Origin of the sequence: Streptomyces sp. NPDC059398 (assembly GCF_042751845.1) — a bacterium.
Lineage (GTDB): Bacteria > Actinomycetota > Actinomycetes > Streptomycetales > Streptomycetaceae > Streptomyces.
The window spans coordinates 13,049-31,638 of the sequence record NZ_JBHYWP010000099.1 but is presented as its reverse complement, the minus strand read 5'-3'; the positions used below and the strand labels follow the sequence as shown (position 1 = coordinate 31,638).

16 protein-coding genes are annotated in these 18,590 nt (G+C 69.7%); 9 read left to right on the top strand and 7 right to left on the bottom strand.

Going from position 1 to position 18,590, the window contains the following annotated elements:
* Positions 1–144: 144 nt before the first annotated feature.
* On the bottom strand, positions 145–2,121 hold the full coding sequence (gene htpG, locus ACFXBC_RS28320; RefSeq protein WP_385030453.1) for a molecular chaperone HtpG: 1,977 nt from the start codon (positions 2,119–2,121) through the stop codon (positions 145–147).
* A gap of 258 nt (positions 2,122–2,379) precedes the next feature.
* On the opposite strand from htpG, the gene ACFXBC_RS28315 reads away from it, so the two are divergent.
* Together ACFXBC_RS28315 and ACFXBC_RS28310 are read left to right on the top strand one after the other, a co-directional pair.
* Positions 2,380–3,435, top strand: a complete 1,056-nt coding sequence (locus ACFXBC_RS28315; protein WP_385030450.1) for an SDR family oxidoreductase — start codon at positions 2,380–2,382, stop codon at positions 3,433–3,435.
* 200 nt (positions 3,436–3,635) lie between these two features.
* Complete coding sequence (locus ACFXBC_RS28310; RefSeq protein ID WP_385030447.1) at positions 3,636–4,274, top strand: DUF1707 domain-containing protein; 639 nt, start codon at positions 3,636–3,638, stop codon at positions 4,272–4,274.
* A gap of 102 nt (positions 4,275–4,376) precedes the next feature.
* Here ACFXBC_RS28310 and ACFXBC_RS28305 read toward each other — a convergent pair whose 3' ends face one another.
* Both ACFXBC_RS28305 and ACFXBC_RS28300 read right to left on the bottom strand, forming a co-directional pair.
* Positions 4,377–4,709 carry an ArsR/SmtB family transcription factor gene (locus tag ACFXBC_RS28305; RefSeq protein ID WP_385030444.1) on the bottom strand — a complete coding sequence of 111 codons (333 nt, stop codon included), beginning with the start codon at positions 4,707–4,709 and terminating at the stop codon, positions 4,377–4,379.
* A 200-nt stretch (positions 4,710–4,909) separates the two neighbouring features.
* Positions 4,910–5,839 carry a serine hydrolase gene (locus ACFXBC_RS28300; RefSeq protein WP_385030441.1) on the bottom strand — a complete coding sequence of 310 codons (930 nt, stop codon included), beginning with the start codon at positions 5,837–5,839 and terminating at the stop codon, positions 4,910–4,912.
* A gap of 818 nt (positions 5,840–6,657) precedes the next feature.
* Here ACFXBC_RS28300 and ACFXBC_RS28295 point away from each other — a divergent pair.
* The 3 genes from ACFXBC_RS28295 to ACFXBC_RS28285 all read left to right on the top strand — a co-directional run bounded on the left by ACFXBC_RS28295 (position 6,658) and on the right by ACFXBC_RS28285 (position 9,457).
* Complete coding sequence (locus ACFXBC_RS28295; RefSeq protein ID WP_385030438.1) at positions 6,658–7,668, top strand: chitinase; 1,011 nt, start codon at positions 6,658–6,660, stop codon at positions 7,666–7,668.
* A 153-nt stretch (positions 7,669–7,821) separates the two neighbouring features.
* The gene (locus ACFXBC_RS28290) at positions 7,822–8,466 is read left to right on the top strand and encodes a LysE family translocator (RefSeq protein WP_385030435.1); all 645 of its coding nucleotides are present in this window, start codon (positions 7,822–7,824) and stop codon (positions 8,464–8,466) included.
* 79 nt (positions 8,467–8,545) lie between these two features.
* Entirely contained in the window at positions 8,546–9,457 is a 912-nt protein-coding gene (locus ACFXBC_RS28285; RefSeq protein WP_385030432.1) for a serine/threonine dehydratase, read from the top strand.
* 167 nt (positions 9,458–9,624) lie between these two features.
* Here the strand turns inward: ACFXBC_RS28285 and ACFXBC_RS28280 are convergent, their stop codons facing one another.
* Positions 9,625–10,605, bottom strand: coding sequence for a methyltransferase (locus ACFXBC_RS28280; RefSeq protein ID WP_385030429.1), 981 nt, complete (start codon positions 10,603–10,605; stop codon positions 9,625–9,627).
* Positions 10,606–10,919: 314 nt separating this feature from the next.
* On the opposite strand from ACFXBC_RS28280, the gene ACFXBC_RS28275 reads away from it, so the two are divergent.
* The gene (locus ACFXBC_RS28275) at positions 10,920–11,732 is read left to right on the top strand and encodes an HAD family hydrolase (protein WP_385030426.1); all 813 of its coding nucleotides are present in this window, start codon (positions 10,920–10,922) and stop codon (positions 11,730–11,732) included.
* 142 nt (positions 11,733–11,874) lie between these two features.
* On the opposite strand, the gene ACFXBC_RS28270 is transcribed toward ACFXBC_RS28275, so the two are convergent.
* From ACFXBC_RS28270 to ACFXBC_RS28260, 3 genes are all read right to left on the bottom strand, one after another.
* Positions 11,875–12,750, bottom strand: coding sequence for an SGNH/GDSL hydrolase family protein (locus ACFXBC_RS28270; protein WP_385030423.1), 876 nt, complete (start codon positions 12,748–12,750; stop codon positions 11,875–11,877).
* A gap of 206 nt (positions 12,751–12,956) precedes the next feature.
* Positions 12,957–14,441 carry an FGGY family carbohydrate kinase gene (locus tag ACFXBC_RS28265; RefSeq protein WP_385030420.1) on the bottom strand — a complete coding sequence of 495 codons (1,485 nt, stop codon included), beginning with the start codon at positions 14,439–14,441 and terminating at the stop codon, positions 12,957–12,959.
* On the bottom strand, positions 14,438–15,514 hold the full coding sequence (locus ACFXBC_RS28260) for a 2-hydroxyacid dehydrogenase (protein WP_385030417.1): 1,077 nt from the start codon (positions 15,512–15,514) through the stop codon (positions 14,438–14,440). Before ACFXBC_RS28260 ends, ACFXBC_RS28265 begins: the two co-directional genes overlap by 4 nt.
* Before the next feature lie 189 nt (positions 15,515–15,703).
* Here ACFXBC_RS28260 and ACFXBC_RS28255 point away from each other — a divergent pair, with 189 nt between their 5' ends.
* The 3 genes from ACFXBC_RS28255 to ACFXBC_RS28245 all read left to right on the top strand — a co-directional run bounded on the left by ACFXBC_RS28255 (position 15,704) and on the right by ACFXBC_RS28245 (position 18,563).
* Complete coding sequence (locus tag ACFXBC_RS28255) at positions 15,704–16,348, top strand: histidine phosphatase family protein (protein WP_385030414.1); 645 nt, start codon at positions 15,704–15,706, stop codon at positions 16,346–16,348.
* Positions 16,345–17,121, top strand: a complete 777-nt coding sequence (locus ACFXBC_RS28250; protein WP_385030411.1) for a DeoR/GlpR family DNA-binding transcription regulator — start codon at positions 16,345–16,347, stop codon at positions 17,119–17,121. Before ACFXBC_RS28255 ends, ACFXBC_RS28250 begins: the two co-directional genes overlap by 4 nt.
* A gap of 107 nt (positions 17,122–17,228) precedes the next feature.
* Positions 17,229–18,563 carry an MFS transporter gene (locus ACFXBC_RS28245; protein WP_385030407.1) on the top strand — a complete coding sequence of 445 codons (1,335 nt, stop codon included), beginning with the start codon at positions 17,229–17,231 and terminating at the stop codon, positions 18,561–18,563.
* Positions 18,564–18,590 lie beyond the last annotated feature (27 nt).

Here is an 18,590-nt window from a genome sequence, read left to right as displayed (position 1 = left end):
CCCGCCCGCACCGGGCGCACCCGCCCCCGCCCCCCCGCACCCGGCACCCTACCCGACCACTGGGGCCCCCGCACCCGGCCCCCACCCCACGCCCGGCGCCCCCGTGCCGCGGCCGGAGTCGCGGCACCGGGCACCGGTGTGCGGCTAGAGAGTGCGCTCCAGACGGTCGGCCAGCAGCTTGACGAAGCGTGCCGGATCGGTCAGTTCGCCGCCCTCGGCCAGCAGCGCCATACCGTGCAGCAGCTCCGCCGCCTCTTCGAGGCTGTCGAGGCCGGTGTCGTCGGTCCGCCCGGCGTACGCCTTCTGCAATCCGGTGACCAGCGGGTGGCCCGGGTTGAGTTCCAGGATGCGCTTGATGTGGGGGACTTCCTGGCCCATGGCCCGGTACATGTTCTCCAGCGCGGGCGTCACATCGTGGGTGTCCGAGACGATGCACGCGGGTGAGACGGTGAGGCGCGAGGAGAGGCGTACCTCCTTGACGTTCTCACTCAGCTTCGCCGTCATCCAGGTCAGCAGGGACTCGAACTCCTGCTGCTGCTTCTCGCGTTCGGTGCCGGCCTCCTTCTTCTCCTCCTCGGTGCCGAGGTCGACCTCGCCCTTGGCGACGGACCGCAGCTGTTTGCCGTCGAACTCGGGGACCGCCTCGACCCACACCTCGTCCACGGGATCGGTGAGCAGGAGCACCTCGATGCCCTTGGCCCGGAACGCCTCCATGTGCGGGGAGCCCTCGATGGCCTGGCGGGTCTCCCCCGTGAGGTAGAAGATGTGCTCCTGGCCGTCCTTCATGCGCTCCACGTACTGGCGCAGGGTGGTCGGCTCGTCCTCGCTGTGGGTGGTGGCGAACGAGGAGACTCCGAGGATGGCGTCCCGGTTCTCGAAGTCGCTCAGCAGTCCTTCCTTGAGGACACGGCCGAACTCCCGCCAGAACGTGGCGTAGCGCTCCGGCTCGCCGGACATCATGTCCTTGACGGTCGACAGCACCTTCTTCGCCAGCCGCCGGTGCATCAGCTGGATCTGCCGGTCCTGCTGGAGGATCTCACGCGACACGTTGAGCGACAGGTCCTGTGCGTCGACGACGCCCTTGACGAAGCGGAGATACGGCGGCATCAGCGCTTCGCAGTCGTCCATGATGAAGACGCGCTTCACATACAGCTGGATACCGCGCTGGTAGCCCTGCGTGAACAGGTCCTGCGGAGCGTGGGCCGGGATGAACAGCAGCGCCTGGTACTCGAAGGTCCCCTCGGCCTGCAGCCTGATGATTTCGAGGGGGCTGTTCCAGTCGTGGCTGATGTGCTTGTAGAGCTCGTGGTACTCGTCGTCCGTGACCTCGTCACGGGAGCGTGCCCAGAGCGCCTTCATCGAGTTCAGCGTCTCGGGCCCGGCCGGGGCGGCCTCCTCGGCGCCCTCCTCACCGGCTGCCGCCGTCTCCGGGCTGTCCGCGTCGCCTGCCGCCGGGTCGGTGACGAGCCGGACGGGCCAGGTGATGAAGTCCGAGTAGCGCTTGACGATCTCCCGGATCTTCCACGGCGACGCGTAGTCGTACAGCCGGTCCTCGGAGTCCTCCGGCTTGAGCCGCAGGGTGACTGCGGTGCCCTGCGGAGCGTCATCCACGGTCTCGATGGTGTACGTACCCTCACCGGTCGACACCCAGCGGGTGCCCTGGCTCTCGCCCGCGCGACGGGTCAGCAGGGTGACCTCGTCGGCCACCATGAAGCTGGAGTAGAAACCGACCCCGAACTGGCCGATCAGCCCGTCGGCAGCGGCGGAGCCCTCCGCTTCCTTCGCTTCCTTCTCCTTGAGCTCCTGCAGGAACCTGGCGGTGCCCGAGTTCGCGATCGTGCCGATGAGCTGGACCACTTCGTCGTGCGACATACCGATGCCGTTGTCGCGCACGGTGAGCGTACGAGCCTTCTCGTCCGGCTCCAGGGCGATGTGGAGATCCGACACATCGGCGCCGATGGAGTCGTCGCGCAGGGCTTCGATACGAAGTTTGTCGAGCGCGTCGGAGGCGTTGGAGACGAGTTCACGCAGGAACACGTCCTTGTTCGAGTAGATCGAGTGGATCATCATCTGCAGAAGCTGGCGCGCTTCCACCTGAAACTCGAACGTCTCAGTCGGCATAATCCGTGCTTCCTTCTCAGGTCATCGAGTGACGGGTACTGACCTGGGAACTCTAGATCAGCCGACACGGGCACAGGTCGTGTTCGCCCTCCCTGCCCCGGACACCCCTGGTCCTCGACACGGACTCGAACGGCGCTGACTGGCACGGCACTTGTCCGCAGGTACGGCTTGCGCCGTACCTGAAGGCGTGATTCACTGCACAGGTACGAATTCAGTCGTACCAAACGGGTGTGCACGGTCAACTTCAGGAGCAGGACCATGAATCCGGAACGCAGAGTCGCCCTGGTCATCGGGGCGAACGGGGTTGTCGGCCGCGACATCATCCACCACCTCGCCGGCCTCGACGGCTGGGAGATCATCGGAGCTTCCCGGCGCGGTGGCACGGACACCGGACGGATCCGCTATATCGCCGTGGATCTGCTCGACCCAGAAGACGCCCGCGAAAAGCTGGGCGGACTGACCGAGGTGACACACATCTTCTACGCGGCGTTCCAGGACCGGCCGACCTGGGCCGAGCTGGTACCGCCCAACCTCGCCATGCTGGTGAACTCCGTCGACGCGGTCGAGCCGGCGGCGACCGGTCTGCGGCACATCAGCCTGATGCAGGGGTACAAGGTCTACGGCGCACACCTGGGGCCGTTCAAGACACCGGCCCGGGAGAGCGACGCAGGGCACATGCCCCCGGAGTTCAACGTGGACCAGCAGTCCTTCCTGGAAGGCAGGAGCCGGGGGAAGTCCTGGACGTGGTCGGCGATCCGGCCCTCGATGGTGGGCGGGGCCGCTCTCGGGAACCCGATGAACCTGGCCCTGGTCATCGCCGTGTACGCGTCCATCTCCAAGGAACTCGGGCTGCCCCTGCGGTTCCCGGGAAAGACCGGCGCCTATACCGGTCTCTTCGAGATGACGGACGCCGGCCTGCTCGCGAAGGCGACGGTCTGGGCGGCGACCGATCCGAACGGTGAGGGCCAGGCCTTCAACATCGCCAACGGCGATCTGTTCCGGTGGGAGGAGATGTGGCCCAAGATCGCCGCGTACTTCGAGATGGATGTCGCCCCGCCCCTGCAGATGTCTCTCACCACTGTCATGGCGGACAAGGAGGCGCTCTGGAACGAGATGTCGGCGAGGTACGGTCTCACCCACTCCTATGAGGAGGTCTCCTGCTGGAACTTCGGCGACTTCGTCTTCGGACTGGACTACGACATGTTCGCCGACACGTCGAAGTCACGTCGGGCCGGTTTCCACGAGTACGCGGAGACCGAGCAGATGTTCTTCTCCATCTTCGACGAGTTCCGCAAGCAGAGGATCGTCCCGTAGTGCCGGCCCCCGGGCCCCGATTCCGCTGAAGCCCCGGCCGTTGGCCGCCGGGGCCTTCGGCCTGCCGGGCGGCCCCGGCGTACTGGGCGGCCCCGGGCGTACTGGGGGCCCCGGCGTGGTGGGCCTCCTGGCCGGAGAGCCCGGACCGCGCTTCACTGACCGCTGTTGCAGGGCATCGGGCCGTCCACCAGAATGCGGGCATGACGGGTGAACCGAGACCGGCGGGCGACTCCGCCAAGAGCAGTACCGCTCCCGGTCTGCGGGCATCCGACCGTGAGCGGGACCAGGTGGTCGAGATCCTGCAGGTCGCCGCCGGTGACGGCCGGATCACCGCAGCGGAGCTGGACGAGCGCCTGGACGTAGCCCTGTCGGCCCGCACCCTCGACCAACTGGCCGAGCTGACGGCCGACTTGCCGTCGGACGCGATGCCCCCGCAGGCGAGGGAACTGGTCCGGATCGATCAGCGCTTCGGCGATGTCAGCCGCACCGGTCGCTGGCTGGTCCCCCTCCGCATGGAGATCCGGCTGATGTTCGGCGATGCGAAGCTGGACTTCACCGACGCGGTGATCACCCACGGTGCTCTGCACATCGATGTCGACCTGCGGATCGGGGGCAATCTGATCCTGGTGACCCGGCCCGGCGTCGTGGTCGACGTGGACGGCCTGGAGCGCAGCAGCGGCGACATCAAGATGCGGCCGGCCGCCACCCCCGACATCCCCACCATCCTGCGCGTGCATGTCTCCGGGCGGTCCCGCGGCGGGGACATCATCGCCCGGCCCCCACGCCGCAGGTTCTGGGAGTGGCTGCGCCGCCGCACGCCGAGGAGCATCGGCCGCTGAACGGGCGGGCCGGGGCGCGACCTTGGCAGCGGGGAGCGCGACGAGCGAAGAGCTGCGGTCCTCCATGGGGAAGGCGCGGTCTCTCAGGGGAGGGCCGCCAGGTCACGCAGCCGGACGGGCAGCCCCGGCCTCCTGGGCCAGCAGACCCAGCAGGCCGGGGAAGCGCTGCTCGACCTCCAGCCGCCTGAGCCGCACTCCACGGCGGTTGCCGTAGTCCACGTCGGTCACCAGTCCCGACTCGCGGAGCACCCGGAAGTGATGGGTGCAAGTCGACTTCGAGACCGGCAGGTTGAACGAGGCGCAGGTACGCTCCGGCTCACCCGGGACAGCGATCAGCTCCGTCACCACACGGCGGCGCAACGGGTCGGAAAGGGCCGTCAGGACCTTGCCGATGTCCATTTCCTCAGGGCTCGGATGCCCCAGCTCGTCCGCCATGATCACTCGCCCTCGGATACGGATTGCTTCGTACCGCATAGCCCGGCCCGCCGCACAGCAGGTATCAACGACACCATACCTAAGGGGCCGGGCCATGCGGATCAGCGGATCACGAACGCGGCTCAGGAGAAGCGGAGCCACCGCTCAGGCGCCGCTGCTCAGGGGCAACCGCTCAAGGGCCACCGCTCAGGCGCCCCGGCTCAGTGGCCCGCCGCCGCCCGGACCTTGCTGTTCAGATCGCGGTGGATGACATGGGAGGCGCCCTCGATAGTGTCGATGCCGTACCCCATCGTGCTGTTTCCGCTGGAGAGAACCGTCATGCCGTAGTCGTGGCCATGCCCGGTGAAGAAGCCGACGCTGTGCACCCGCCACCCGTGGGTCGCACGGGAGAGCCAGCCGTTCTTGACATGCGTCGCGGCGGTCGCCGGCGCCCCTGTGGGCACCCCCCACTTCTGGTCCGCCTCGACCTTGGCCATCAGCCCCAGGGCGTAACCACGTGAGCTCTCGTTCAGCACCGGATTCTTCGTCGAGAGGAGCTTCATGAGGGTGAGCTGGTCGGCCGCGGTGATCTGGGTCAGGCCCCACGTGCCGTCCGCACCCGGGACGGTGTGCCGCATCTTGGCGAGGCCGAGGAAGTGCTTGACGCGGGCCACCCCGAGCTGGCGCCAGAGAGCGGAGGTGGAGTCGTTGTCGGACTTCGTGATCATCGCGGTGGACAGTTTCACCTCGCGCGCGGTCAGCTTGCGGTGCGACTCCTCCGCCTCCCGCAGCAGCGTCCCCAGCACCGTGACCTTCACCACACTCGCCGAGTCGAAGTGCGCGCTGTCCTTGAATCCACAGCTGGTCCTGGTCTTCCGGTCGTAGACGGCCAGCGCCGACGCGTCCTTGCGGCCCTTGAGCGCGCCGGCGATGTCGTGCGACAGCTCGGGGGCCAGACCGGGCTTCTGCGAAGTACAGACGACCTTCGAGCCGCCTACGGAGGCGCTGGCCGAGCCGGTGGCACCCTTCGGGGCCTCTGCGGTGCTCGCCGAGGCCGCGCCTACCCCGGCCAGGGGGGTGAGCAGCACTCCGGCTGCCACCGAAGCGGCGATTCCGCGCCGCGTGCAGGTCGGTATGCGTGATCGGTGCATGAAGGTACGTCCTGTTCCCGCGGTGGTCCGAGGTCCGTCGCGTCCGACCTCGCACGACCGGGCCAAAAGGCCGGTCGACCGCTGCTTCGGTGGTGTTCCGCCCGGCAGGAGGGCCTTGCGGTGGACAGCCCGGAACCCGGGGCGTGGCCCGCGGTGGGAGTCGCCGGACGGGGGCCGGCTGCGACAGTGCGAGCCGACCTGGGATACCCGTCCCTGGATCAGAACCACCGTAGGGGTATCCGCGGAGCACCCTTTGGAGAGTTTGGATGAAATGTCCGAATTAAGTTGGTATGTCGCTGTGTGATATTTGCCAACCCTCCGGGGCTCGCATCCCCCACCCAGCCCCAGGTCAGTGGCACTGGCACCACGGATCCAGAACCCTCGGCGCCCGCGCCTCCAGGCCCTCGGCGCCACCAAGGCCCCGGACCGGCGACCGAGCCGTACGACCACCCGACCGCACCCAACCACGCCCGACAGTACCCAGCAGCGCTCGGCAGCCGGGCTCGCGGCAGCCGCCACCGGATTCCTCCACCCTCTCCCCCGGCCCCGCGCCCGGCGAAATCAGCCGCCCTCCCCCTCGATCGGCCGTCAAAGGCCCCGTCGACACAGGGAGTTCACCCACACCGTCCACGTCAAGCCCCGCATCCGCACCTCTCCCCACCCCTCCCTGTGACTTCGGTTCACAACCTTGACAGCCCTCTTGGTCTAGTCCAATCTCATGTCTGCACGCCGTCAAGTTGTCGCCCAGGCCGACCCCTTGCTTCCCCGGCCCACTGCACCTTGATGACGTCCCCCACTGTCATCGAAAGGACCGGACCATGCGTCGACGTCCCCCCACCACGTCACGTCGAACGATCTCCGCCTCGCGGACCTGCGCCGTTCTCGCGGCTGCCGGAATCGCCGTAGCCGGAGCAGCTCTGACCGCCGGTCCCGCGTCAGCGACACCGGTCAGCCCCAAGGCGGCGGCGAGCTTCGCCCCGTACACCGATATGTCCAACTCCCAGGAAGGGCTGCTGGACACCGCGATCACCCAGCACGGAGTGAAGACGTTCACGGCCGGATTCGTCATCGGCTCCGGATGCAACCAGATCTGGGGCGACACCCTGCCGGTGGGCGACGACTCGTACACCGACCCGCTGATCAGCAAGGCCAAGTCCGAGGGTGCGTCGGTGATCGTGTCGTCGGGCGGCGCCGCCGGTCTGCCGCTCGCCTGGAGCTGTACGGACCAGAGCGCGATCAATGCCGGGTACCAGAAGATCATCGACTCCTACGGGCCCAGCTCGCTCGACTTCGACATCGAGGGCGGGGCCATCGCCGACACCGCGGCGGCGGCACGCAACATGAGCGCCATGAAGACCCTCAAGGCGGCGAACCCGGGGCTGACGTTCTCCGTCACGCTGCCGGTCCTGCCCAACGGCCTCACGGCCGACGGCGTCAACATCCTCAAGGCCGCCAAGGACGCGGGCGTCAAGATCGACGTTGTGAACATCATGACGATGGACTACTACCAGGGCTCCCAGGACATGGGGCAGGCCGCGATCAGCGCGGCGAAGGCCACCCTCGGCCAGATGCAGTCGGTCGACCCGGGGTACACCTACGCCAATCTCGGCATCACGCCCATGATCGGCGTGAACGACGACGGGTCTGTCTTCTCGACGGCCGATGCCTCCACGGTGAAGAGCTGGGCGGCAGGCAACGGCGTGGGACGGCTGTCGTACTGGTCGGTCAACCGTGACCAGTCCTGTGGTTCCGTCACCACGGCCGCCTCGCCCACCTGCAGCGGTGTGACCCAGGGGCAGCTGGCCTTCGCGGACATCCTGGGCGGCTGATCGCACCGCCCCGAACTGCCTTGATCCGTACGGCGGTTCCGGTGACCGGGTCCCGGCAGAGGGCGGGGCCCGGTCTCATGTCATCCGGTACCGCTGGGCCGTACCGCCCGGAAGTGCCTGGTGCTCAACCCGGTTTCCACCGACCATGGCCCCATGATCGGTATATCCGCCGTACTCGGCGTAGCAGCGGTGTCACTCGGCATGGTGCTCACCCCCGGCCCCAACATGATGTATCTCGTCTCCCGCAGCATCACGCAGGGCCGCCGGGCCGGGGTGATATCGCTGGCCGGTGTGGCAGTCGGCTTTCTCGTCTATCTCAGCGCGGCCAACCTCGGCCTCTCCGTCGTGTTCCTGGCCGTCCCCGAGCTGTATCTGACGGTGAAGCTCGCCGGTGCCGCCTATCTGGGGTGGCTCGCCTGGCAGGCCATGCGCCCCGGCGGTACGTCGGTCTTCGCCCCGCAGGAGCTGGCACCCGACTCCCCCCTGCGCCTCTTCACCATGGGGTTCGTGACGAATCTGCTGAACCCGAAGATCGCCATCATGTACCTGTCGCTCATCCCGCAGTTCATCGATCTGCACGCCGGGCATGTCCTGCTCCAGGGGTTCGTACTGGGCGGCATCCAGATCGCGGTCAGTCTCGCGGTGAACCTGGCCATCGCCCTGGCCGCGGGAACCATCGCCGTCTTTCTCGCACGGCGCCCGGTGTGGCTGCGGGTCCAGCGCTGTCTCATGGGGACCGTACTCGGCGCCCTGGCCGTTAAACTCGCGACGGACCGTGCTCCCGCCGCCACGGCATGAGCACGCCCGTCGGCCACCGCAGCCCGGGTACGGCAACCCTGTTTGGTTCCGGCGGCCCGGCCTGGCGAGGATGGGGAGCATGAACCAGATCGAGACGCTCTCGGCCGGCGACGTCGCGGCCGCCGCCGCCAGAATCCGCCCCCATGTCCGCCGTACTCCCCTGCTGGACCTGGAGATCGACGGACGCCGTGTCGTCCTGAAGCTGGAGTATCTGCAGCGCAGCGGTTCGTTCAAACTGCGCGGAGCGGTCAACGCGATGCTGGACCGGACCTCGGACGATCATGTCGTCGCCGCTTCCGGCGGCAATCACGGTCTCGCGGTCGCCACCGCTGCCGCGCTGCTCGGTGTCCCCGCGACCGTCTATCTCCCCGAGACCGCACCCGAGGCGAAGGCGCGGCGCATCGAGGAGGCCGGCGCCCTGCTGGTGCGGCACGGAGCCACGTTCGCCGAGGCAGCGGAGGCGGCGCAGAAGGCCGCGGCCGAGCCCGGCTTCCGCTTCCTCCACCCGTACAACGACCCGGCGGTCGTCGCGGGGCAGGGAACCCTGGCAGCTGAAGTGGTCGCCGATATTCCCGGGACGGACGCGTTCGCCGTCGCCGCGGGCGGCGGCGGGCTCACCGCCGGTACGGCGCTCGCGGCGGGCGGACGCCGTGTGGTGGCGGTCGAACCGGACGGCTGCCGCTCGTTGCACGATGCACTCGTGGCGGGGAAGCCGGTGAACTCCCCGGTGGATTCGGTCGCTTCGTCCGCGCTGGGGGCTTCGCAGATCGGTGAGGTGCCGTTCGGCATCGTGGCTCCGTACGGTGTGGAGTCGGTGCTCGTCAGCGACGCGGAGATCCTGGAGGCCCGCGACCGCCTGTGGGAGGAGTGCCGGATCGCGGTCGAGCCCGCGGCTGCCGCGTCCTTCGCCGCCTGGCTGGCCGGCCGGGTGCCCGGACAACTGCCGTGCGTGGTGCTGTGCGGCGCGAACGCCGACTGGACGGCAAGCTGAACACGGCCACGCGCCCGGCGCCCGCGCACTCCCGCAGCGCGTGGTCCGGGCGTACGGCGTGGTGATCCGGGCGTACCGCGTGTCCGGGGCCGGAACCAGTCCCGTGGACATCCCGACAAGGCCCGGCGAGAACGGCCGCGCGCCCCACACCCCGGGACTGGATGTGACTACGCCGGAACGGCCTCCACGACGGACATCAGGGAGGCGGACGGCGTCACCCGGCCAAGACGCAGTCCCGCCGCGCGGAAAAGCGATTCGAACTCGGAGCGGCTGCGTTCCCGTCCGCCGTTGGAGAGCGTCAGCATATTGAGGTCCATCAACGGCGGCAGACCCGAGGCGTCATCGGTGTCGACCACCAGTTCTGCCACCAGGATGCGACCGCCGGGATTGAGGGACCTCAAGCAGGTCCGCAGGATACGGACGGCCGATTCGTCGTCCCAGTCGTGCAGGACGTACTTCAGCAGGTAGACGTCCCCGGCCGGAACCGAGTCGAAGAAGTCGCCCCCCGTGAAACAGAAACGGTCGGCGACACCGGCGCGGGCCGCCGATGCCGCGGCGGCGTCGGCGACGTGCGGCAGGTCGAGCACCGCCCCTCGCAGTTCCGGATGCCGGGTCATCAGGGTCTGTACGAAAGCGCCCGCGGCTCCTCCGACGTCCACGACGGTCTCCGTTCCGCAGACGTCGATGACATCGGCGAGGTGCTCCGCAACGCCGTCTGTCATCGCGGTCATCGCGGCGGTGAACAGGTCGCCCTCCTCCGGGTGTTCAGCGAAGTAGCCGAACAGGTCCTGTCCCATCACCGCTGGTGCCTGAGGTTCACCGGAGCGTATCGCCTCGGTCAGGCGTCCCCAGGGCTGCCAGTGGGAGGTCATGCCACCCCACAGGGCGAGATCGCGAAGGGACCCCCGACCGGTCCGGAGCGTACGCAGCAGCGGGGTGGCCGCGAAGTTCTCGCCGTCCTCACACGTCACCAGAGACACGGCCTGGCAGGCCCGTAAGAAACGGAAGGCCGCCACGGGATCGAGAGACTCCGCCTTTGCCAGCTCCGCGGCCTTGACAGGCCCGGAGTCAAGGTGATCGGCGACGTTCAACTCCGCTGCCGTGCACACCACTTGTGTCACCCAGTAACCGGTGATCATCTGGAACATGCGACCGGCTTCTCCCCTGGCGGGTTCTTCGGCGCCGGCCGGCGTGAGTGGCTTCTCGTACAGGGTCACGGTCTCTCCCGTTCTGATGCCGGGCCGCCTGTGTGGCCGGACGGCCGAGCGGCTGCTGGCGTGCCTCCGCGTGTGCCCGGCCTGCTGCGGCTAATGCCTTTGAAGCGTCAAACTCCGCTGACGTATGAGGAGATGGAAGCTCCACACGTCGCCTCCCCGGTTGTGCCGGACAGGTCTGCTACGTGGCCCCCGCGCCCGGCCACCTCCATGACCAGCAATGACAGGAAGCCTCTTAGGCTGACGCCATGCCCACCACACCCGCATTCGACATCATCGCCACCGATCTGGACGGCACCCTGCTGCGTCGCGGTGACACCGTGAGTCCCCGTTCCCGCGCCGCACTGGCCCTGGCCGCGTCGGCCGGGGCCCGGCATCTGATCGTCACCGGCCGGTCCCTCCCCGGCACGCTGGGACTGATCGCCGCCCTGGGGTACCGCGGGCCGGTCGTGTGCGGGCAGGGGACGCAGCTGTACGACGCCGGGGCGGCGCTGATGCTGCGGTCCGTGACCCTCGACCGGGAGTCGGCCGACACCGCGCTCGCCAAGATCGAGGCGGAGACGGGGCCGGTGTTCGCCGCCGTGGACCAGGACGGCGCCGACGGCCGTACGCTCGCCGAGCCGGGATACGTGATGCCGCACCCCGCTCTGCCGGTCCTGCGGGTCGGGCGACGGCCGGAGCTATGGGCGAGGCCCGCCATCAAGGTCCTCATACGTCACCCGGCACTCTCGGACGACGAGTTGGCGGCCGTCGCCCGTACCGTCGTGGGCGACCTGGCCGCCGTCACGATGGCCGGCCCGGGCACGGTCGAGCTCGCACCGTACGGTGTGGACAAGGGCACCGGAATCGCCCTGGCCGCCGAGGTGTGGGGACACGACCCGGCGCGGATGGTGGCGTTCGGCGACATGCCCAATGACCTGTCGATGTTCCGCCGTTGCGGATACGGGGTGGCCATGGCCAACGCCCACCCCGAACTGATCGCCGCAGCGGACGAGGTGACACTCTCGAACGAGGACGACGGCGTAGCGGTCGTTCTGGAGCGCCTGTTCGCCCGAACCTGATCGCCAGTACGCAGCCCGGCACAGCTCTTGGCCTCCTGCACCCCGCCGCTCTTCCAGCGGCGGCCCGTGCTCCGATGCCCGGACCACCACTGTCTACGGGCGCGAACAGCTCGCGCGCGGGGCCAGGGCCCGCCGCCGTGGCTCAGATCTTCGTCAGGAAGGTGTCAGCGATGACCTGGTAGCCGGTGTCGTTGGCATGGATGTCGCCGCGCGCCATGTTCGTCCACTGCAGGATGCGTGCCACGTTCAGCGGCACCTGTTTGCCGTCCAGTGGTGCCAGTGGGAGGAAGGAGTTGGTGCGGAACGCCGATGCCACATCGGCGGTCGGGACTCCGTGGGCCGCGTCGACGAGCCCGATCGTGGTGTTGAGCGTGTCGGCGAGCGGTACGGAGAGAGTCGCTGCGGTCCTGCCCTGAGTGCCCGTCAACCAGGCTGCCAGGAACGGATCGTAGAGGTTCATGCCGACGATCCGGGTCTGGGGTCCGGCCGCCTTCTTGAGCCGGTCCAGGATGGTGTCCAGGCCGGAGCCCACCTTTCCGACGCCCGAGACGGCGCACCCGACATCGACGTTACCGTCCGTCAGACAGCCGTCGACGTCGTTGGCGCCGATGTCCAGGGTGACCACCACCTGGTCGTCGTGGTGGAGCCGGAGGAAGTGCTCGGCTTCGGCCAACTGCGAGCCGGTGTACGGATGAGGGTACGGGCAGGGTCCGTCGATCATGGAACCGGTGGTCTCGCCCGGGCACCCGAGCCCGACGAAGTCGAAGGGCCGTCCCGCGTGGGCGGCGCGCGCCGAGAGCGTGCGGGCGATGTCCTGGGCGTAGCCGCGCCCGGTGACATGCCCGCCTCCCGGCAGGGTCTGGTATCCCGCGGCCAGTGAGTCACCGAGCGCCAGGTAGTAGCGCGGTGCGGTGGCTCCCGCGGCCGATGCCGGGGTGGAGAGGCCGAGCAGGGCGACGGTGGCGGCGAGCGCCGCCGCCAGTGCGAGCCTGGCGGGTCTGAACAGGGAAACGCGCATGGAGCCTCCAGCAGTGAGGGCGGTGCACGGGAGGAGCAACTGCGTTGAGGCTACTGTCTGGTAGGTCGGCTGAGTAGGCCCGGAACAGGACCTTCTGACAGCGACAGGACCCGCGGCGTGTCGGGCCGGAAGGCCGACCGTGGGGCCGGAAAAGGGCGGTATGTAAGCGCAGTTGGGGCAGCTGCCTGGAGGAGCACCAAGCCCTGCTAGCCGACGCGCGCCCCGGTCGTCTCGCGTACGGCGGTGGCGTCCCACTGGGCGCGCGCCGAGGCGAGTGCGGTGCGGTAGGCGGCGTAGCCGTCCTCGTACATCTCGCGGAACCCCTCCCTCGGCTCGACGGTGTGGAACAACTGCGCTTCGGTGGCGGCCGGTTCGCCGAGGAAGCGCCGGGCCACCCTTACCGCGCCGAGCGCCCCCACCTCGTTCTCCGCCGGGACGCGGATCTCCCGCCCCAGGATGTCGGCGAAGAGCTGGGTCCACGGGCCGGACCGGGTGCCGCCACCGCAGGCGGCGAGCGTGCCGGAGAGGCCGGCGGCCTCCAGGCAGTGGCGCGCCGCGTAACCGATGGCCTCGCACATGGCGCGTACCGCGTCGGCGCGGTTGTGCGCGAGGGTGAGTCCGTCCAGCCGGCCGCGGGCCTGCGGGTCGACGAAGGGCGCCCGCTCCCCCGCGTCGGAGAGGAAGGGCAGCGCAGTGACGCCACGGGCGCCCGGTGGGCTGTCGGCGAGCAGGGGCCCGAGGTCGGTGGTGGCCGTCCCGGTCAGTTCGAGGATCCATTCGAGTGCGGCGGTGCCGACCATGGCGGGCATGGAGCGCAGCCAGCGCCCGGGGTCGGGGGTGCAGAGCGACATCCCGGCCGGTTCGGCGCAACCGCCCGCCCCGGCCCGGTCGGTGAGGACCTGGCAGGCGAGGGTGGTGCCGACGATCAGCAGGCCGTCCCCCACCTCCCGTACCCCGCTGCCGATGGCGCAGGCCGGCAGATCGTACGGTCCAGAGGTGAGCGGCAGCCCCGCCGGGAGGTCCAGGAGCGCGGCCCCCTGGGCGTCCAGACCCAGGACGGTGCCGGGGGCGGCGGGGGCGGCCAGCAGACGGGCCTGGCTCTCGATACCGCAGGCGGCGAGCGCCTCAGGTGCGTAGGTGCGGTTCACCGGGTCGAGGAACGGCAGTGTCGCGTCGGAGGCGTCCACGCTGATCCGGCCGGTGAGCCGCTGGGCGACGGCGTCCACGCAGTACCCGGCGACGGCCGCGCGGCCGAGGCTCTGCGGCTCGTGTTCCTGCAGGTGGGCGAGGAGCGGGGCGTGGCAGCCGGGGAACATGCCGGAGCCGGTACGCGCGTACACCTGCTGTACGGTGCCGTCCGCCAGCCACTGTGCGACGCGGTCGGACGCCCGCCCGTCCATCCAGGAGATGGCGGGGCGGACCGCACGGCCCTGTGCGTCGCGCAGCCAGAGGCCGTCGCCCTGTCCGGTGAGGGCGAGTGCGGTGGGCGGCGCGGGCAGTGCGGCGGTGGTCTCCCGTACGACTTCGGCGACCGTACGGACGACATCGTCGAGGTCCTGCTCGACGCGGCTGCCGGGCAGCCGCTCCAGGTGACTGCGGCGGGTCGCGGAGGCGAGCGGCCGCCCCTCGCCGTCGAAGGCGACGGCCTTGGTGACGGAGGTGCCGATGTCCACGCCGATGATCACGCTCATGGCCGGGCGGCCTCCTGGACCTCGGGGTTGGCGGGATGGGCGAGCTTCTCGCCTCGGAGGAAGCGGCCCGCCTCCGCTGCTGTGATCGCCGCGGCGCGGTGCGCCGTCTGGCGGGTCGCGCCGGCCAGGTGCGGGGCGGTGACGACGTTCGGGGCCTGGTGCAACGGCCAGTCGGCGGGCGGCGGTTCGATGTCGTACACGTCCAGGGCGAGGGCTCCGATGCGGCCGCTGCGCAGCAGCTCCGGCAGCGGGGCGTAGTCGAGGAGACCGCCGCGTGCGGAGTTGACCAGCACCGCACCGTCGGGGAGCAGCGCGAGCTTCCCGGCGTCGATGAGGTGGCGGGTCTCGGGGGTGAGCCGGGCGTGCAGGCTCACCACGCTGCTGCGGGAGAGGAGTTCGTCGAGTGAGACCGGTTCGACGCCGTCGGCGCGGGCGGCGACGGGATCGGTGTACGGGTCGGCGACCAGGACATGGGCGCCGAAGGCGCGCAGGACCCGGGCGACGATCCGGCCGATGGCGCCGTACCCGACGAGCCCGGCGGTCGCGCCGTCGAGCTCGGTGCCCGCCTCGTCGTAGGCGTAGAAGTCGCCGCGCCAGGTGCCGCGCTTCAGCTCCGCGTCGGCCGTGGTGATCCGGCGCATCGCGGTCAGCATCAGGCCGACTGCGAACTCCGCCGCCGCCGGGGCGTTGCGTCCCGGTGCGAAGGAGACGGCGACGCCGTGCCGGGTGGCGGCGGCGAGGTCGACGTTGACGGGGCCGCCGCGGGAGACGGCCACCATCCGGAGTTCCGGGCGGGCGGCGAAGACCCGCTCGGTGAACGGGGCCATCTGGGTGACACAGAGGGCGGCGCCTTCGAGCGCCGCGATCAGTTGCTCCTCGGTGCCGCTGGCCTCCTGGACGTCGCCGACCGGACCGAAGGGCTGGTGCGGCCAGGGCAGGGTGAGTTCCCCGATCTCCACCGCGCCGCCGGGCCCCTCCCCGCTGCCCGGCTCCCCGCTGCCCAACTCCTCGCGCAGGGCGGTACGGAGCAGGCTGGGGAGGACGAAATGGTCACCGGCGGCGAGGATGCGCATGGGCTGGGCCCTTCTTCGGGTCACGGGGGCGCGGTGCCTCAGCGGTACCGCACCGGCCCGGACGCTGCATCACTGTCATGGGCGTTGATAGATTTAACATCATCGTTTTGAAGAATCAATGGGCCGACACGGTCCCGGGCAACCGTGCCCCGGGCCGGCCGCGGCCCGCTTGCGAGGGAGCGCGATCCGATGGAGGCCCGTCTGCTGCTGGTACGGCACGGCGAGACGCAATGGCATGCGGAGAACCGGTACGCCGGCGTCTCCGACGTACCACTGACCGCGAGGGGCCTGGAGCAGGCGCAGGAGCTCGCGGAGTGGGCGCGGTGGCGGGGCGTCGGTGCGGTGGCCAGTTCGCCGGTCAGCCGGGCGCTGCTCACCGCCCGTCCGGCCGCCCTGGCGCTCGGCACCGAGCCGGAGGCCGTCGAGGCGCTGCGCGAGGTGGACTTCGGCTGGGGCGAGGGCCGCACCATCGCGGAGATGGCCGCCGAGGACGCCGAGGCGGTGCGGCGCTTCCACGAGGACGCGGAGGCCGGGGCCTTCCCCGGCTCCGAGGCCCCGTCGGCCGCCGCGGCCCGCGCTTCGGACGCGCTGCGCGCTCTGGCCCGGCGCCACCCGGGGGAGACGGTTCTGGTGGTGGCGCACAACACGCTGCTGCGCATGGCCCTCTGCTCGATGCTGGGCATTCCGGTGGGCCGCTACCGTCTGGTGTTCCCCCGGCTCGACAACGCGGCCGTGACGGAGATCGAGGTGAGCGGCGCCCGTACCGCTCTGCGGTCGCTGAACGTGCCCACCCGGCAGTCGGCTCCGGGCGGTGCGGGAAACTTGGCCGTATGACGACGACCGGCGCCCAGGCCCGCAGACAGACCATCACGGAGCACGTCCTGGCGAACGGCACCGCGAGCGGCGCCGAACTCGCGGAGCTCACCGGCGTCAGCCTGATGACAGTCCACCGTGACCTGGACGAACTGGCCAGACAGGGGGTGCTGCGCCGCTTCAGGGGCGGGGTGTCCGCGCTGCCGTCGACCGTCTTCGAGTCCAATCTCGACTACCGGCTCGGTGTCAACACCACCGAGAAGGCGGCCATCGCGAAGACCGCGGCCGAGCTGGTCGAACCGGGGATGTCGGTGCTCCTCGACGACTCCACGACCGCGCTCGCGCTGGCCGCGCTGCTGGTGGAGCTGGCTCCGCTGACGGTGGTGACCAATGCCCGGCGGGTCGTCGACCTGTTCGCGGGCCGGGAGGGGATACGCCTGATCTCCCTGGGCGGGGAGTATTCGTACCCGCACGACTCCTTTCTCGGTGTCGCGTGCCTGGAGGCCGTCGAAGCGCTCTCGGTGGACATGGTGCTGGTCTCGACGTCGGCGATGGACGCCCGGATGACCTACCACCAGGAGCAGGATGTAGTGCTGGTCAAGCGGGCGATGCTGGCGTCGGGCACCCGTAAGGTCCTGCTGATGGACCGTACGAAGCTGGCCAGGACGGCACTCCACCGGCTCGGTCCGGTTGCGGACTTCGACCATCTGGTGGTGGATGGCGGTGTGGACGCCGAGCTGCTGGCCGCGCTGCGGGAGCGGACGGATGTCAGGGTGGCGGCCACGGGCCGGTAACAGGGCCTCTTAAAGTATTGCGTGTTAATTTCACAGAGGTCATGATGCGTTCTCGTCGGGGTTGTACGCCCGTGGGCCGATGACACCTCACCGTGGAGGCACGAGCCATGCGCAGCACCGCCGCAAGCACCGCCGCTCGTACGGGTACGGTCTGGGACCGCGCGGGCATCCCCCGGCCGCTCCTGTTCGGCTTCATCGGGGTCCTGATCTTCATGATCGGGGACGGGGTCGAGTCCGGGTTCATCGCTCCGTTCATCAAGAGCAACGGCGCCGGCAGTGAGGTCCGGGCGAGCTATGTGATCACGGCGTACGGCGTGGCCGTCATGCTCGCCTCCTGGCTGTCGGGCGCGCTGTCCGAGCTGTGGGGGCCCCGGCGGGTGATGCAGATCGGGCTGACCGTCTGGATCGTCTTCGACGTGCTCTTCCTCTCGCTCGGCGCCGCGCAGGGCAACTACCCTCTGATGCTGGTCTTCTACGGACTGCGCGGCTTCGGCTACCCGCTCTTCGCCTTCTCCTTCCTGGTGTGGGTGACCGCGACGGCGCCGGTGGCCAGGCTGGGTGCGGCCGTCGGCTGGTTCTACTTCGCCTTCACGGGCGGGCTGCCCACGCTAGGTTCGCTCACCGCGTCCGTCACCGACCCGCTGTTCGGGAAGTTCGGCACGCTGTGGATCGCGCTCGGGGTGATCGCCGTGGGCGGGGCTTTCTGCCTCGTCGGGGTACGTGAACGCACCGGCTTCTCACGGCTGGCCCCGCCCGATGTGCGCCCGGTCCAGTCGCTGGCCCGAAGCCTCTCCATCGCCTGGACGCATCCGAAGGTCACCATCGGCTGTGTGGTGCGCATCATCAACACCGCACCGCAGTTCGGCCTCTGGGTGATCCTGCCGGCGTTCTTCACCGACGAGATGGGCTTCACGGACGGCGACTGGCTGCGGCTGCTGTCGATCATGTTCGCCACCAACATCTTCTTCAATCTCCTCTTCGGGCTGGTCAGCGACCGGATCGGCTGGCGCACCACCATCGGCTGGTTCGGTGCGGTGGGCTGTGCGCTGAGCGTCCTCGCGCTGTATTTCGTACCGAAGCTGCTGACCGGGAACTACTGGGTCGCGGTCGGTGTCGGCATGGTCTACGGAGCCACGCTCGCCGGGTTCGTGCCCATCTCCGCGCTGATGCCGTCGCTGGCGCCCGGGAACAAGGGCGGCGCGATGGCCCTGCTCAACCTGGGTGCGGGCGGGGCCGCCTTCGTGGGTCCCGCGATCGTCTCGCTCTTCCTGGGACCGCTGGGCCGGGACGGGGTGGTGCTGATCTTCGCCGGTCTGTACGTCGTCGCGGCTCTTCTGACCCTCTTCCTGAAGCTGCCGAAGGCGTCGGAGGAGGCCATCCAGCAGGGCAAGTCGCTGCATGAGGCCTCCGACGACGAGCCGCTCACCGCGCCCGCCACCTGACCGCCCCGCACCGGCAGATGCTCCGCT

Coding starts and splice junctions, on each gene's coding strand:
- ACFXBC_RS28290 (WP_385030435.1), top strand. CDS start 7,822: ATGATCGGTATATCCGCCGTACTCGGCGTAGCAGCGGTGTCACTCGGC.
- ACFXBC_RS28245 (WP_385030407.1), top strand. CDS start 17,229: ATGCGCAGCACCGCCGCAAGCACCGCCGCTCGTACGGGTACGGTCTGG.
- ACFXBC_RS28255 (WP_385030414.1), top strand. CDS start 15,704: ATGGAGGCCCGTCTGCTGCTGGTACGGCACGGCGAGACGCAATGGCAT.
- ACFXBC_RS28315 (WP_385030450.1), top strand. CDS start 2,380: ATGAATCCGGAACGCAGAGTCGCCCTGGTCATCGGGGCGAACGGGGTT.
- htpG (WP_385030453.1), bottom strand. CDS start 2,121: ATGCCGACTGAGACGTTCGAGTTTCAGGTGGAAGCGCGCCAGCTTCTG.
- ACFXBC_RS28300 (WP_385030441.1), bottom strand. CDS start 5,839: ATGCACCGATCACGCATACCGACCTGCACGCGGCGCGGAATCGCCGCT.
- ACFXBC_RS28305 (WP_385030444.1), bottom strand. CDS start 4,709: ATGGCGGACGAGCTGGGGCATCCGAGCCCTGAGGAAATGGACATCGGC.
- ACFXBC_RS28295 (WP_385030438.1), top strand. CDS start 6,658: ATGCGTCGACGTCCCCCCACCACGTCACGTCGAACGATCTCCGCCTCG.
- ACFXBC_RS28270 (WP_385030423.1), bottom strand. CDS start 12,750: ATGCGCGTTTCCCTGTTCAGACCCGCCAGGCTCGCACTGGCGGCGGCG.
- ACFXBC_RS28275 (WP_385030426.1), top strand. CDS start 10,920: ATGCCCACCACACCCGCATTCGACATCATCGCCACCGATCTGGACGGC.
- ACFXBC_RS28285 (WP_385030432.1), top strand. CDS start 8,546: ATGAACCAGATCGAGACGCTCTCGGCCGGCGACGTCGCGGCCGCCGCC.
- ACFXBC_RS28265 (WP_385030420.1), bottom strand. CDS start 14,441: ATGAGCGTGATCATCGGCGTGGACATCGGCACCTCCGTCACCAAGGCC.
- ACFXBC_RS28250 (WP_385030411.1), top strand. CDS start 16,345: ATGACGACGACCGGCGCCCAGGCCCGCAGACAGACCATCACGGAGCAC.
- ACFXBC_RS28310 (WP_385030447.1), top strand. CDS start 3,636: ATGACGGGTGAACCGAGACCGGCGGGCGACTCCGCCAAGAGCAGTACC.
- ACFXBC_RS28260 (WP_385030417.1), bottom strand. CDS start 15,514: ATGCGCATCCTCGCCGCCGGTGACCATTTCGTCCTCCCCAGCCTGCTC.
- ACFXBC_RS28280 (WP_385030429.1), bottom strand. CDS start 10,605: ATGTTCCAGATGATCACCGGTTACTGGGTGACACAAGTGGTGTGCACG.